This is a genomic window from Micromonospora polyrhachis (assembly GCF_014203835.1).
GTDB classification, from domain to species: Bacteria; Actinomycetota; Actinomycetes; order Mycobacteriales; family Micromonosporaceae; genus Micromonospora_H; species Micromonospora_H polyrhachis.
Genome location: NZ_JACHJW010000001.1, coordinates 354695 through 369291, shown reverse-complemented (window position 1 = coordinate 369291; position 14597 = coordinate 354695). Strand labels below are relative to the sequence as shown.

The window sequence follows — 14597 nt, the reverse complement described above, 5'->3', positions numbered from 1 at the left end:
TCACCCGGGTCGACGTGGGCGGACACAAGACCATGCCTGCTAGTCAATCACAGCACGATCGAAGCCCTCGAAGTCGCGGAGCCCGTACGCTCGGTCGCTGGTCAGGCCCGCAACACCGCCAGGGCGAGGCGGGCCGTCTGGGCGTCGTAGCCTGAGGTGCGGTCGAATCGGCCAAGCCGACCGATGTCGGTGACGACGTTGAGTGCGGCGTGCACGAGCACACGGGCGTCGGCGACCGGCAGGTTTGGTCGCACCGTACCGACGAGTCGTACCCATTCCTCGACGTGCGAGCGCTGCGCCCCGCGTAGTTGGTGGCGGTCCTCGTCGGGCAGGTTGTTGTTCTCCGCGAGGTAGACCGCGACGAGGTCGCTCTGGCCGAACGCGTAGGCGACGTAGGCCTGCACGACCCGGCGTAGGGCATCGGCCGGGTCGCTCGCCTCGGCGATCGCGGCAGTCGTGGCGCCGGTGAGGCGGTCGGTGGCGCGGTAGTAGGCGGCCGCGAGCAGGTCGGCCTTGCTGGGGAAGTACCGGTAGACGCTGGAGGCCTGCATGCCGGCCGCACGCCCGATGTCCTCGACGGCGACGGCGTGGTAGCCGTGGCGGTGGAACAGGCGGATCGCCTCGCTCAGCAGCAGTTCCCGGCGCGACGCCGGCCGTACCGGCGTGGTAGCTGGGGTCGCGTGCCGCTGTGGCGGCAACTGGGGTGCCTCGGTCCGCAGCAGGGTCCAGGCGACCCGGGTGAGCAGTTGCTCCGTACCGGTTGCCGTCGCGCGATGCGTGGACACGCTGCCGAAGGCGCTGAGCGCCGCGTCCACCAGCAGCGCTGCCTGCCCGGCGGTCAGGTCGGGCCGTAGCTCGCGCAGCGGCCCGACGAGGCGTCCGACCAGCGTGTCCAGGGTGGCGACGAACTCCCGCTGGTGCTCGGGGGTGAGGTAGCGGCCCTCCCACTGGTACAGCCCGGCGACGCGCCGTTTGCTCACGGCGACGCCGGCCAGCGCGGTGAGCAGTTCGTCCAGGATGTCCTGGGTGGTGGTCGCCTGCGGGTCGGCAGTCGCGGCGAGTAGGGCGCCGACGACCTCCCGGGTGGCGTGCACGAGGATCGCGTACTTGTTCGGGAAGTGCCGGTACACCGCCGGGCCGCTGATGCCGACGACGGCGGCTATCTCGTCGACGGAGACCCCGTGATAGCCCCGCTCGCAGAACAGCTCGGCGCCGGCCAGCGCAATGCGGTCCTTGCGGTCTTTCGGCCGCTTCGTCGTTACGGGGCCCCCGCCGCTCGCTGCTGGTCGCACCCCTACACGTTAGCGCCACCTCGCGAGAGGGGCGCGGCGACCGTCGACCTTCTCGCTCGCCATGCGCGGGCGGAGCCGAAGGCGGCCAGCGGGCTTCGGGTGCGGAGGCTCCTTGACAAGCAACCGCGAGCTCAACGAAAGTTAGGCTGGATTCGCATTCGGTGAGCTGCGAGGAGCTTGGCCATGACGACCGAGGCGTTCATCTACGATGCCCTGCGCACACCGCGCGGCAGGGGGAAGCCGAACGGCGCGCTGCACGGGGTCAAACCGGTTTCACTCGTCGCCGGTCTGATCGAGGAGACCTTACGGCGCATGCCGGGCCTGGATCCGGCGCTGATCGACGACATCGTGCTCGGGGTGGTGACCCCGCTGGGCGACCAGGGTGCCGACATCGCCAAGACGGCTGCCCTCGTCGCCGGTCTGCCCGACACGGTGGCCGGCGTCCAGCTCAACCGGTTCTGTGCCTCGGGTCTGGAGGCGGTGAACATCGCCGCGCAGAAGGTGCGTTCGGGCTGGGAGGATCTCGTGCTCGCGGGCGGCGTCGAGTCGATGTCCCGGGTGTCGATGGGGTCTGACGGCGGGGCGTGGGCGCTGGATCCGGAGACCAACCTGCACACCGGCTTCGTACCGCAGGGCGTCAGCGCGGACCTCATCGCGACCCTCGACGGCCACGACCGCGACGTGGTCGACAGCTACGCGCTGCAGTCGCAGGCCCGAGCGGCGAAGGCGTGGGCCAACGGCTACTTCAACCGCTCGGTCGTACCTGTACGGGACCGCAACGGACTGACCGTCCTCGACTGCGACGAGCACATCCGGCTGGGCTCGACCGCGGAGGGGCTCGCGGCGCTTCGTCCCTCTTTCGCCGCCCTGGGGGAGAAGGCCGGCTTCGACGCGGTCGCGCTCCAGAAGTACCACTGGATCGAGCGCATCAACCATGTTCACACGGCGGGCAATTCGTCCGGCATCGTCGATGGTGCCTCGTTGGTGGCCGTCGGCAGCGAGGCGGTTGGTGCCGTCGCCGGTCTCACCCCACGGGCCCGCGTCGTCGCCACCGCACTCAGCGGTGCCGATCCGACGATCATGCTCACCGGCCCGGCTCCGGCCGCTCGAAAGGCGCTGGCAAAGGCGGGCCTCGGTGTCGAGGACCTCGACCTGGTGGAGATCAACGAGGCGTTCGCAGCCGTGGTCCTGCGGTTCGTCGCTGACCTGGGCCTGAGCCTGGACGTCGTCAACGTCAACGGCGGTGCGATCGCGATGGGGCACCCGCTGGGGGCCACCGGAGCCATGATCCTCGGCACGCTCGTCGACGAACTGGAGCGTCGCGGTGGTCGCTACGGGCTCGCCACGCTCTGCGTAGGTGGCGGCATGGGCATCGCGACCGTCATCGAACGAATCTGAGGAGTCACGAATGGTCAACACAATCCGGTGGGAGTACGGCGATGACGGCCTCGTCCTGCTCACCCTCGACCACCCCGGGCGTTCGGCAAACGTGATGAACGAGGAGTTCGGAGCGAGCCTCGTGGCGACCGTGGATCGGCTCGAAGCCGAGCGCGACCGGATCACCGGCGTGATCGTCACCTCCGCCAAGAAGACGTTCTTCGCCGGCGGCGACCTGGCCGCCCTGCTGCGGCTGACGCCGGCCGACGTCGAGACATCTGCGGCCGAGACACGTCTACTCAAGAACGCCGTACGCCGGCTGGAGACGCTCGGTCGTCCGGTCGTGGCCGCCATCAACGGGTCGGCCCTCGGTGGGGGACTGGAGCTGGCCCTGGGGTGCCACCACCGCATCGTGCTCGACAACCCGGCCATCGAGATCGGCTTTCCCGAGGTCACCCTTGGCCTGCTGCCAGGTTGCGGCGGCGTGGTGCGCACCGTCCGGCTGCTGGGCGTGGCCGACGCGCTGGTCGGCTGGCTGCTACGGGGCCAGCGGCGCAGACCGCAGGACGCACTCGCGCACGGAATGGTCGACGAGATCGCCGCCGATGAGGCGGGCATGATGGACGCCGCCCGAGCCTGGATCGTCGCCAACCCCGACGCGACGCAGCCATACGACCGTAGGGGCTACAAGATCCCCGGCGGAACCCCGTCCACTCCGGCGCTCGCCGCCCAGCTGGCGGCGATGTCCGCCACTCTGCGCAAGCAGCTCAAGGGTGCGCCCTATCCCGCCCCGCGCAGCATCCTCGCCGCTGCCGTGGAAGGTGCGCAGGTCGACCTGGACACCGCCCTCACCATCGAGGGGCGGTACTTCACGGAGCTGGCCACCGGGCAGATCTCCAAGAACATGATCAAGGCACTCTTCTTCGACGTGCAGACCGCCGGCTCGCGCGACATCGGCACGGGCCATCCACCGGTGCGGCGGGTGGCTGTCATCGGCGCGGGCATGATGGGGGCCGCCATAGCCTATGTGTGCGCCCGGGCCGGGATGCGGGTCGTGCTCAAAGACGTCACCGTCGAGGGGGCGCTGCGGGGTAAGGCCTACTCGGTGGGCCTGCTGGACAAGGCTGTCGCCCGGGGCGTGACCACTCCTGAGGAGCGCGACGCGATCCTGGCCCGGATCCAGCCGACCGGGGACCTGGCCGACCTGGCCGGCGTCGACCTGGCCATCGAGGCCGTCTTCGAGGATCCCGCGCTCAAGCACAAGGTGTACGCGGAGATCGAGCAGGTCGCGCCGGACGCGCTCATCGCCTCCAACACGTCCACCCTGCCCATCACCGTACTGGCCGAGGGCATCAGTAGGCCGGAGGAGTTCATCGGACTGCACTTCTTCTCACCGGTGGACAAGATGCCGTTGGTCGAGGTGATTCGCGGCGAGCGGACCAACGAGGCCACGCTGCAGCGGGCCCTGGGCCTCGTACGGCGGCTACGCAAGACGCCCATCGTCGTCAACGACAGCCGCGGCTTCTTCACCAGCCGGGTCATCGGCACGTTCACCAACGAGGGCGTGGCGATGCTGGCCGAAGGGATCCCGGCGAGCACGATCGAGCAGGCCAGTAGCCAGGCCGGATACCCCGCACCGGTCCTCGCGTTGATGGACGAGCTCACCCTCACCCTGCCGCGCCGGATCCGACAGGAGACGGCCGCAGCGACGGTGGCTGCCGGCGGCACCTGGCAGCCCCACGCCGCCGACGCGGTCATCGACCGGATGATCGACGACTACGGCAGACCCGGACGCTCGGGCGGCGCCGGCTTCTACGACTACCGCGACGGCAAGCGGGTCGGGCTCTGGCCGGGCCTGCGGGACAGTTTCGGCGGTACGAACCTCGCCACGCCCTTCGATGACCTCAAGGAGCGGATGCTCTTCATCGAGGCGATCGAGTCGGTGCGATGCCTCGAAGAGGGCGTGCTGGCCTCGGTGGTCGACGCCAATGTCGGCTCGATCCTCGGCATCGGCTATCCGAGCTGGACCGGTGGTGTTCTCCAGTACATCAACCAGTACGAGGGCGGCCTGCCGGGCTTCGTCGCCCACGCGCGGGTGCTCGCGGAGCGCTACGGTGACCGGTTCAGCCCGCCCCCGCTGCTGCTGGCCATGGCCGACCGGGGCGAGCGGTTCGAATAGAGCGGTCGGCCTCTGACGACCGACGTCGTCATTCTTCAGAGCAGTACGGCCGGCGAGTGTTCGGCACACTCGCCGGCCGGGCATCCAGGCGGCAAACGTGTTCGCCGACAGCACCTCACTGCAACTGTTCGGACAGTCCGTAGGTCTTCGCGATGATCTCGCGTTGGATCTCGCTGGTGCCGCCGTAGACGGTGGACACAACCGAGGCACGGACCAGGCGCTCCATGCCGAACTCGGTCGCGTATCCGTAGCCGCCCATCATCTGCATCGCGTCCAGGGTGACTCGGCGGGCGGTCTCGGTGGCCTTGAGTTTCGCCATCGAAGTCTCCCGGGGCAGCATCGTGTTCGGTGATCGGTCCACCTGGGCGGCGGTCTGGTAGACCAGTAGCCGGGCGCACTCGATCTCGGTGGCCAGGTCGGCAAGGCGGTGCCGGATCACCTGGAACGATCCGATTGGCCGGCGGAACTGGCGCCGGTTCTTGACGTACTCCACGACGTCGTCGAAGGCTCGCTGGGCGGTGCCGAGCATCGCGCTGGCGAGGATCAGCCGCTCCATGTTGAGCCCGGCCATCAGCTGCCGCCAGCCCTGGTCGATCTGGCCGACCACGGCGTCGGCAGGCAACACGCAGTCGGCGAAGTAGAGGTCGTTGACCTCGCGGCCGCCCATGGTCTCGATACCGGAGATGGTCAGTCCGGGCGTCGTGGTGGGGACCAGGAACATGGTCAGGCCGGTGTGGTCGCCAGCGCGGCCTGACGTGCGGGCGACGAGCAGGATGTGCTCGGCGAGATGGGCGTTGGAACACCAGGTCTTCTGGCCGGTTATGACGAACTCGTCGCCCCGGCGTTCGGCGCGGCAGCTCAGGTTGGCCACGTCCGAGCCGGCCTCGGGCTCGGACATCGCGACCGCCTCGACGACGCCCCGGGCCACCCCGCTCAGGATGAGCTTCTTCTGCTCCGACGAACCGAACCGCTCGTAGGTGGCGGCGACGATGATCGACGTGGTGAAGCCGCCGATCGGCACCAGCGCCTTGCCGGTTTCCTCCAGAAAGAGGCACAGCTCCACCATGCCGGCACCTCCGCCGCCGAACTCCTCCGGTAGCGACAGGCCTAGCCAGCCGAGTTCGGCCATCTTGCGGTACAGCTCAGGGCTGTGCGGTTCCCGTCCGCCGTCGGTGAGCTTCTGCCGCTGCTCACGGGTCCCGGCCTCACGGCGGCAGAAGTCCCGCACTGCCGCGACCAGTGATCGTTGTTCGTCGCTCCATTCCATGGCCGTACCTCCAGCGAGTGTCGCAAAGGGATTGACAGCAAGGCTAGAGTATCGAATATCAAATGTCAGGAGGCTGCCGATGACATCCCTGGTTGAGCACCCTCGTCGGCTTCGCAACGTCGACCCGATAACCGGTGAGTCCCGTACTGACTACGACATCGCCGACGAAGCCGCGGTACACGCCGCCGTCCGACAGGCGCGGGATGCGGCCGGCTGGTGGACCGGTCTGGACGCCCGGCAGCGCCGACGTCATCTGCTCGCGTACAAGACGCTCGTCGCGCGCCGCATCGACGAGCTGGCCGAACTCATCCGGAGCGAGACCGGTAAGACGGTCGCGGGGGCCCAGCTGGAGGTGATGCTCGCCATCGAGCACCTGGACTGGGCCGCCCGGCACGCCCGCCGCGTACTGAGACGGCGGACGGTGGCCTCCGGGCTGCTCGCGTTCAACCAGGCCAGCTCGGTGGAGTACGTGCCGTACGGCGTCGTCGGCGTGATCGGACCGTGGAACTACCCCGTCTACACGCCGATGGGAGCGATATCGCACGCGCTGGCCGCCGGCAACGCGGTGGTGTTCAAGCCCAGCGAGTTCACCCCCGGCGTCGGGGTGTGGCTGGCGCAGCGCTGGAGTGAGTTACTTCCCGATCGACCGGTTCTGCAGGTCGTGACCGGTGATGGCACGACCGGAGCCGCGCTGTGTCGCGCGCCGGTCGACAAGATCGCGTTCACCGGGTCGGCCGCCACGGGGCGTGCGGTCATGGCCGCCTGCGCCGAGCGCCTGACCCCCGTCGTGATCGAGGGCGGGGGCAAGGACGCGCTCATCGTCACGGCCGACGCCGATCTCGATGCAGCCGCCCAAGCGGCCGTCTTCGGCGGCCTGGGCAACGCCGGACAGACGTGTGCCGGAGTCGAGCGCGTCTACGTCGAGCAGGCCGTGTACGAGCCGTTCGTGGCCAAGCTGGCCGAGCTGGTGCGGCAGGTCCGGCCGGGTGCCGAGCCGGATGCGCCGTACGGGCCGATGAGCACCCCGGCCCAGCCCGACATCGTGCTGAGCCACATCACCGACGCGATCGACCGGGGTGCCCGGGCGGTGGTCGGTGACGCGAGTTCGGTGCGGCCCCCGTTCGTCGAGCCGGTTCTGTTGGCCGACGTGCCCGAGGACAGCACGGCGGTCACCGAGGAGACGTTCGGTCCGGTGCTGGTGGTCAACCCGGTGGCCGACACCGACGAGGCGCTGCACCGGGCGAACACCACCAACTACGGGCTCTCCGGCTCGATCTTCACGCGACATCGCCGCCACGGACTGGCGCTCGCCGCACGGCTACGGGCGGGCGCGGTGTCGGTCAACTCGGTGCTCGGGTATGCCGGTGTGCCGGCACTGCCCTTCGGCGGAGTCGGCGACTCGGGCTTCGGGCGGGTCCACGGCGCGGACGGTCTGCGCGAGTTCAGCCGGCCCCGGTCGGTCACCTGGCAGCGGTTCCGTCCGCCGATCGATGTGATGACGTTGCAGCCGTCCGCTGCCGCTATGGGGGCCTCGCTGGCGATGTTCAAGTGGCGTCATGGTCGCCGGTGACTCACCCGCTCCACACGCCCAGGCCATCGAGATGCTTGACCAACCGCTCGGCACCGTCGGTGAAGTGGCGGGCCACGATCGGGCGGACGGCGGCCGGGTCACGGGCCTCGAGCGCGCCAAGCAGGGCCTCGTGATCGGCGACCATGTCCGCCCGCCACTCCGGATCGGCCGCGTAGAACCGCGACGGGGTGTAGCGCGTCGCTGCTCGCAGCAGCCAGGACAGCTTGCGCGCGTCGGCCAGCCGGTTGATGCTGCGGTGGAACTCGAACTCGAGCTGCTCGACCCGGCTGATCTGCCTGGCCTGGGCGGCCCGGCGCAGCCGCTCGTGCTGCTGCCGCAGGTCGTCGAGCTGGGCGGGGGTGATGCTGACGGCGACCCGGGCGGCAAGCTCGCCGGCGATGTCGCCCTGGAGGCCGAACACGTCCAGGATGTCCTGTTTGGACAGCGGCGCGACCACGTGGCCGCGGCGTGGCTGCAGCTCGACCATGTCCTCCGCGCGCAGCATCAGCAGGGCCTCACGCACCGGCGTGATACTCAGGCCGGTCTCCTGGGCGACGTCTTCGAGCCGGATCCGCTCCCCGGGACGCAGTTGGCCGGACATGATCCGATCGCGCAACAGGCTTGCCACCGTCTCGGACAGCTGAGGATGAGAAACGTCCTGGACCTTGCTCCGTCCCACCACGAGGACAAGACTATCAAATGTCAAATTCTGCAAAGGACGCGCCGATGAGCTTATCCATGCTTGCGGCCGAACCGGCTGGTTGTGGCTTGCGGGCCGCGACCCGCGCCGGCGTCCGTACGATCTGGTTCGACCGGCCCGACCAGCGAAACGCGATGACGCTGGACATGTTCCGTGACTACTACGCGGCGTTGGTGGCTGCCGACGCGGATCCGCAGGTACGGGCCATCGTGGTGACCGGCGTCGGCGACTGGTTCTGCGTGGGTGCCGACCCGGAGGCGCTGCAGGCGCTACTCGACGAGCGGCACCGCGACCGACTGCTGGACGAGTTCGGCTTCGAACCACATTTGCCGATGACGCTGGAAACGCCGATCGTCGCGGCGGTCAACGGCGGTGCCGCCGGCCTCGGCCTGGTCCACGCCCTCTATGCCGACGTGCGCTTCCTGGCGGCGCAGGCCCGCCTGGCCGCCGCGTTCAGCCGGCTCGGCCTCATCGCCGAGTACGGCAGCGCCTGGCTGCTGCCCCGGCTGGTCGGTGTCGGCAACGCGCTGGATCTGCTGGTGTCCGGCCGCAAGATCGACGCGGTGGAGGCGCTCCGGATCGGACTGGTCCAGCGAGTGCTCCCCTGCGACGAGGTGTTGGTCGAGGCACAGGCCTACGCCGCCGATCTCGCCGCGTACTGCTCGCCGGCGTCCATCGCGGTGATCCGGCGGCAGGTCTGGTCGGGTCTGGAGACCGGGGCCGCCGAGGCGGCTGCCGAGGCCACCCAACTCATGGCCGCATCCCTGGCCGGGGCCGACTTCGCCGAGGCCCTCGCCAGCCGGGCCCAGGGACGCGCTCCCCGCTTCGCGGCGCGGGGCGGCGCATGAGCGGCCCGCTGGCCGGGGTCCGGGTCGTGGAACTCGCCGGGATCGGCCCCGGCCCGTTCGCGGCGATGCTCCTGGCCGACCTGGGAGCCGACGTCGTCCGGGTCGACCGACCCGAGCCGGGCGCGCTGCCGACCGGCGACCCGAGGCGGGACCTGCTCAACCGGGGCAAACGGTCGATCGTCGTGGACCTCAAACACCCCGACGGGGCCGAGGTGGTCCTCGGACTGGTTGACCAGGCCGCGATCGTGATCGAGGGCTGGCGCCCCGGGGTGGCCGAACGGCTCGGCATCGGGCCACAGCCCGCGCTGGAGCGCAACCCGGGCCTCGTCTACGGACGGATGACCGGCTGGGGACAGCACGGACCGCTGGCCGACGCGGCCGGTCACGACATCGGCTACATCGCCGTCGCCGGGGCGCTGCACCCGATCGGCCGCCCGGACGGCCCGCCGCAGATCCCACTCAACCTCGTCGGTGACTTCGGCGGTGGCGCGCTCTACCTCGTCGTCGGCTGCCTGGCGGCGCTGCACGTGGCCCGGACCACCGGCCGCGGGCAGGTCGTCGACGCCGCCATCGTCGACGGCACGGCCCATCTCACCACGATGTTCGCCGGTCTCCTGGCCGACGGCATCTGGCAGGCCGAACGCGGCCGCAACCTGCTCGACGGCGGGGCACCGTTCTACGACGTCTACGTCACCGCCGATGGCGGACACATGGCGGTCGGCGCACTGGAACCCCGGTTCTACGCCGAACTGCTGCGGCTGCTCGGGCTGACCGACGAGGACCTGCCGGCCCAGCATGATGTCACCGGATGGCCGGTGCTCCGCACGCGCTTCGCGGAGGTCTTCGCCAACCGCACCCGCGACGAGTGGACCACGCTCTTCGAGGGCACCGATGCCTGTGTGGCACCGGTACTGTCGCTCGCCGAGGCGCAGCGCCATCCACACCTGGTGGCGCGCGCGACCTTCGAGGAGCACTTCGGCGTCCGGCAGCCTGCGGTGGCGCCCCGCCTGTCGCAGACCCCGGGGGCGATCGTCGGCAGTCCGCCGCTGCCGGGCGCGGACACCGAGACCGTACTCACCGAGTGGGGCCTCGGCACACACCTGCGACGGTGGCTGGGCAACGGCGCCGTCAGCCAGACCGAAAGGGCTCGCTGATGCGTATCGCGACACCGCTGGCCTACGCCACGGATCCCAGGACCGGCGCGGACGCCGTGGCCGCCTGGGAACAGGACGGCCTCGACGTGGTCTGGGTGTCGGAGGCCTACGGCTTCGACGCGCCGACCATCATGGGCTACCTCGCCGCGAGGACGACCCGGCTGCAGATCGGCTCCGCCATCCTGCCCATCTACTCCCGTACCCCGGCGCTGCTGGCACAGACCGCAGCCGGCCTGGACGCGATCTCCGGTGGCCGCGCCATTCTCGGCCTGGGCGCGTCCGGACCGCAGGTGATCGAGGGATGGCACGGCGTCGCCTACGACCGGCCGCTCGCCCGGACTCGCGAGGTGATCCGGATCTGCCGGCAGGTGTGGCGACGCGAGACGCTGGTCCACGATGACATCTACCGGCTGCCACTGCCCGCCGGGGAAGGCACTGGCCTCGGTAAACCGCTGAAGATCCTCACCCGCCCGGTCCGCGACCGCATCCCGATCTACGTGGCGAGCCTCGGCGACAAGAACGTGCGGATGACCGCTGAACTCGCCGACGGATGGCTGCCATTTCTCTACGTACCCGAGCGCGCGGCCGATGTCTGGGGCGCGGCACTGGCAGCCGGCCGGGGTAGGCGGCCGGACGACCTGGGACCGCTCGAGGTCGTGGCCGGTGGCCCCCTGGCCATCGGCCCGGACGTCACCGGCCTGCGCGACCTCGCCCGGCCGCAGATCGCCCTGTACGTCGGGGGCATGGGCGCCAAGGGCCGTAACTTCTACCACGACCTGCTGTGCCGCTACGGCTACGCCGCCGAGGCGGACCGTATCCAGGATCTCTACCTGGCCGGCCGGAAGGCGGAGGCGGCCGCCGCCGTGCCGGCGGAACTGCTGGAGCGCACCAGCCTGATCGGGCCGCAGAGCTACGTGCGAGACCGCGTCCAGGCCTATCGCGACGCTGGCGTCACGATCCTCAACGTCACGCCGCTGGGTGCCGAGCCGCGACACCTCATCGCCACCGTGAAGGACCTGGCCCGGTAGGGATCCGTGCAGTAGGGAGATGACGCACATGGCGAACCGCACCATCTTCTCCGCCGACCACCTCGCGTTCGCTGAACTGGTACGCGCTTTCATCGACAAGGAGATCGCACCGCACCACGACCGCTGGGAAGTCGACGGCATCGTCGACCGCCACGTGTGGCGCGCGGCCGGCGCCGCCGGCCTGCTGGGCTTCTTCGTCGACGAACGCTACGGCGGCGGCGGGGTGACGGACCGGCGCTTCAACGCCGTCCTGACCGAGGAACTGGCCCGAGCGGGTGCCAGCGGCCCGGCGTTCGGTCTGCACAACGACATCATCGGGCCGTATCTCACCGAGCTGACCAACGACGAGCAGAAACAGCGGTGGCTGCCGGGCTTCTGTTCCGGCGATGCCATCACCGCGATCGCCATGTCCGAACCCGGTGCCGGCAGCGACCTGCAGGGCATCACGACCACCGCGGTGCGCGACGGGGACAGCTACCTCCTCAACGGGCAGAAGACCTTCATCAGCAACGGCATCCTGGCCGACCTGGTCATCGTCGTGGCCCGGACCGACCCGGCAGCGGGGCACCGGGGGATCAGCCTGCTGGTGGTCGAGCGGGGCATGGCTGGCTTCGAGCGGGGCCGCAACCTCGACAAGATCGGGCAGAAGGCGCAGGACACGGCCGAGTTGTTCTTCGCCGACGTCCGGGTGCCCGCAGCCAATCTCCTTGGCGTGGCGGGCCAGGGCTTCGCCTACCTGATGCGCAACCTTCCCTTCGAGCGGCTGTCGATCGCCGTCGCGGCACTCGCCGGTGCCGAGGCGGTGTTCGAACAAACCCTCGACTACTGCAAACAGCGCCAGGCATTCGGCCGCCCCATCGGCAGCTTCCAGCACAACCGCTTCGTGCTGGCCGAACTCGCCACCGAACTGCGCCTCGGCCGCGTCTTCGTCGACCAGTGCCTGGTCGAGCCCACCCTCACGGCGGAGACAGCGGCGATGGCGAAGTGGTGGTGCACCGAGCTGCAGCAGCGCACCGTCGATCGCTGCCTGCAGTTGCACGGCGGCTACGGCTACATGCGCGAGTACCCGGTAGCCAGGGCGTATCTGGACGCCCGCGTGCAAACCATCTACGGCGGCACCACGGAGATCATGAAAGAGGTGATCGGCCGGTCGCTGGGCCTGTGAACCGTACTCCAGGATGGGCACGAGGAGAGAGAGCCCGGCGGCACGGCACCAACCATGACCCGGAACGCCGGATGCTGCGGCGGCTATCCGCCGTAAAGGCCGTCGATGCTCTCGCGGTAACGATCGACGATGACCCGGCGTCGCAGCTTCAACGTGGGGGTCAGCTCGCCTGACTCCGGCGTCCAGCTCGACGGCAGCACCTCGAAGGTCTTGACCTGCTCGGGCCGGGCGAGCTTGGTGTTGGCGGCGTCGACAGCGGCCTGGATCTCGGCGAGTATCAGCGGATCCGAGGCCAGACCGGGCAGTTGCGCGTCGCTGATGCCGCGCGCCCGCGCCCACTGCGGCGCGACCTCGTCATCCAGCACGATCAGCGCCGTGACGTACGGCCGCCGGTCGCCGATCGCGACCGCCTGACCGATGAGGGGATGCGCCCGAAGCAGCCCCTCGATGTGCGCCGGCGAGATGTTCTTACCGCTGGAGTTGATGATGAGTTCCTTCTTGCGGTCGGTGATGGTCAGGAAGCCGTCGTCGTCGATCGTGCCGACGTCGCCGGTGGCCAGCCAGCCGTCCGCGTCGGTGACCGGCTCGATGCTGCCGTCGCTGGTCAGATACCCGGAGCAGACCAACGGCCCGCGTACGAGGATCTCGCCGTCGCCGGCGAGGCGCACCTGCATGCCGGGGTTGGCCCGACCGACGGTCCCGGTGCGGAACCGCAGCGGGGTGTTGATGGTGGCGGTACCGGTGGTTTCGGTCATGCCCCACACCTCCAGCACGTAGACGCCGAGCCCAGCCAGGAACCGCAGGACGTCGACCGGAATCGGGGCGGCACCGCTGCCGGCCCAGACCATGTTCTGCAGGCCCAGCGTGGACTGGAGCGGTCGCAGCACCGTGGCTTCGGCCTGCGTCAACCGATCGGCCAACTCGTCGGGCACGGGCTGGCCCGCCGCGCGCAGCTCGTACACCGTCAGGGCCACGGTGCTCGCGGCGCTCAAGGCAGCCTGCACCGCCGGTTCCGCGGTGGCCAGATGGGCCTGGACGCCGGCCGCCATCTTCTCCCAGACCCGTGGTACGCCGAAGAACGAGGCGGGACCGACCGCGCGCAGGGCCGGGATGAGCTGGGCGGGGTCAGGGCAGATGGTCACGTGCCCGGCGCGGTAGATGGTGTTGTAGATGCCCAACATCCGCTCGGCGATGTGGGCCAGCGGCAGATAGGCCACCGAGGGCGCATGGTCGGGTACGGACACGGTGGCCTCCAGGACCACGGCCTGATAGACCACGTTGTGGTGGCTGAGCACGACGCCCTTCGGATCACCGGTCGTCCCCGAGGTGTACAGCAACGTCACCGGTTGCTCGGGTCGGATCGCGTGCCAGCGCCGCTCAACGGCGTCCGGGTCGGCCCGGTGCGCAGCCTGGCCGACGGAGCGCACGTGGGCCAGCGACACGGTCTCCGGGGTCAGATCGCTGGCCTCGCCCTCGTCTACCAGCACGATCCGGCGCAGGTGGGGCAGGTCAGGCAGGATCGAGCGCCAGCGGGCCAACTCGGTGAGGCCTTCCAGCACAAGTACCTGGGCGGCGCTGTGTAGCGCCACGTACCGCAACTGATCGTCGCTCAACGTCGGGTAGACCGTGGCGGGCACCGCACCCAGATGGACCGCGGCGAGGTCGATCAGCCAGTGTTCCGGCCGGCTCGACATCATGATCAGCATACGGCTGCCCGGCTCCAGGCCGATCTCGGCCAGGCCGTCGGATAGCTCGACAACCTCATCGCGTAGCTCGGCCCACGTGCGGGTGTCGCTACGACCGAGCATGGTCAGCGCCGGCAGGTCGGCGAACTCGGTGGCGTTTCGGTGTAGGAGGGCGGGAATGGTCAGGGCGGCAGCTGCTTTGGCGTATTGGTCGGCAGGGTCCATGAGGTACTCCTTCAACCGTGACCGGGCCTGGCGGTGGTTCGGGTCGAGGCCGGCGTACCCCTCATCGTGGTGTCGTCGAGGGCGCCGCCGCCCATAGCAGCACTGTA

11 protein-coding genes are annotated in these 14597 nt (G+C 69.8%); 7 read left to right on the top strand and 4 right to left on the bottom strand.

Annotated features, from left to right (window positions below):
• Positions 1 to 101: 101 nt before the first annotated feature.
• On the bottom strand, positions 102 to 1292 hold the full coding sequence (locus FHR38_RS01360) for a TetR/AcrR family transcriptional regulator (protein WP_184532073.1): 1191 nt from the start codon (positions 1290 to 1292) through the stop codon (positions 102 to 104).
• A 183-nt stretch (positions 1293 to 1475) separates the two neighbouring features.
• On the opposite strand from FHR38_RS01360, the gene FHR38_RS01355 reads away from it, so the two are divergent.
• Both FHR38_RS01355 and FHR38_RS01350 read left to right on the top strand, forming a co-directional pair.
• A complete protein-coding gene (locus tag FHR38_RS01355; protein WP_184532071.1) occupies positions 1476 to 2690 on the top strand; it encodes an acetyl-CoA C-acetyltransferase in 1215 nt (404 codons plus the stop codon).
• Positions 2691 to 2700: 10 nt separating this feature from the next.
• The gene (locus tag FHR38_RS01350) at positions 2701 to 4848 is read left to right on the top strand and encodes a 3-hydroxyacyl-CoA dehydrogenase NAD-binding domain-containing protein (RefSeq protein ID WP_184532069.1); all 2148 of its coding nucleotides are present in this window, start codon (positions 2701 to 2703) and stop codon (positions 4846 to 4848) included.
• A 115-nt stretch (positions 4849 to 4963) separates the two neighbouring features.
• On the opposite strand, the gene FHR38_RS01345 is transcribed toward FHR38_RS01350, so the two are convergent.
• Complete coding sequence (locus tag FHR38_RS01345; RefSeq protein WP_184532067.1) at positions 4964 to 6115, bottom strand: acyl-CoA dehydrogenase family protein; 1152 nt, start codon at positions 6113 to 6115, stop codon at positions 4964 to 4966.
• Between the two features lie 79 nt (positions 6116 to 6194).
• Here FHR38_RS01345 and FHR38_RS01340 point away from each other — a divergent pair, with 79 nt between their 5' ends.
• Complete coding sequence (locus FHR38_RS01340; RefSeq protein ID WP_184532065.1) at positions 6195 to 7685, top strand: aldehyde dehydrogenase family protein; 1491 nt, start codon at positions 6195 to 6197, stop codon at positions 7683 to 7685.
• Between the two features lies 1 nt (position 7686).
• On the opposite strand, the gene FHR38_RS01335 is transcribed toward FHR38_RS01340, so the two are convergent.
• Positions 7687 to 8367 carry a GntR family transcriptional regulator gene (locus FHR38_RS01335; protein ID WP_184532063.1) on the bottom strand — a complete coding sequence of 227 codons (681 nt, stop codon included), beginning with the start codon at positions 8365 to 8367 and terminating at the stop codon, positions 7687 to 7689.
• 44 nt (positions 8368 to 8411) lie between these two features.
• On the opposite strand from FHR38_RS01335, the gene FHR38_RS01330 reads away from it, so the two are divergent.
• From FHR38_RS01330 to FHR38_RS01315, 4 genes are read left to right on the top strand one after another with little or no spacing between them, the layout of a single operon-like run.
• On the top strand, positions 8412 to 9233 hold the full coding sequence (locus tag FHR38_RS01330; RefSeq protein WP_184532061.1) for an enoyl-CoA hydratase-related protein: 822 nt from the start codon (positions 8412 to 8414) through the stop codon (positions 9231 to 9233).
• Positions 9230 to 10387, top strand: coding sequence for a CaiB/BaiF CoA transferase family protein (locus tag FHR38_RS01325; protein ID WP_184532059.1), 1158 nt, complete (start codon positions 9230 to 9232; stop codon positions 10385 to 10387). The genes FHR38_RS01330 and FHR38_RS01325 overlap by 4 nt, the downstream gene beginning before the upstream one ends.
• Positions 10387 to 11415: an LLM class F420-dependent oxidoreductase gene (locus FHR38_RS01320; protein ID WP_184532057.1), complete on the top strand. Its 1029-nt coding sequence runs from the start codon at positions 10387 to 10389 to the stop codon at positions 11413 to 11415. The genes FHR38_RS01325 and FHR38_RS01320 overlap by 1 nt, the downstream gene beginning before the upstream one ends.
• Before the next feature lie 28 nt (positions 11416 to 11443).
• The gene (locus tag FHR38_RS01315) at positions 11444 to 12580 is read left to right on the top strand and encodes an acyl-CoA dehydrogenase family protein (protein ID WP_376771370.1); all 1137 of its coding nucleotides are present in this window, start codon (positions 11444 to 11446) and stop codon (positions 12578 to 12580) included.
• A gap of 83 nt (positions 12581 to 12663) precedes the next feature.
• On the opposite strand, the gene FHR38_RS01310 is transcribed toward FHR38_RS01315, so the two are convergent.
• The gene (locus tag FHR38_RS01310; RefSeq protein WP_184532053.1) at positions 12664 to 14490 is read right to left on the bottom strand and encodes an AMP-dependent synthetase/ligase; all 1827 of its coding nucleotides are present in this window, start codon (positions 14488 to 14490) and stop codon (positions 12664 to 12666) included.
• Positions 14491 to 14597 lie beyond the last annotated feature (107 nt).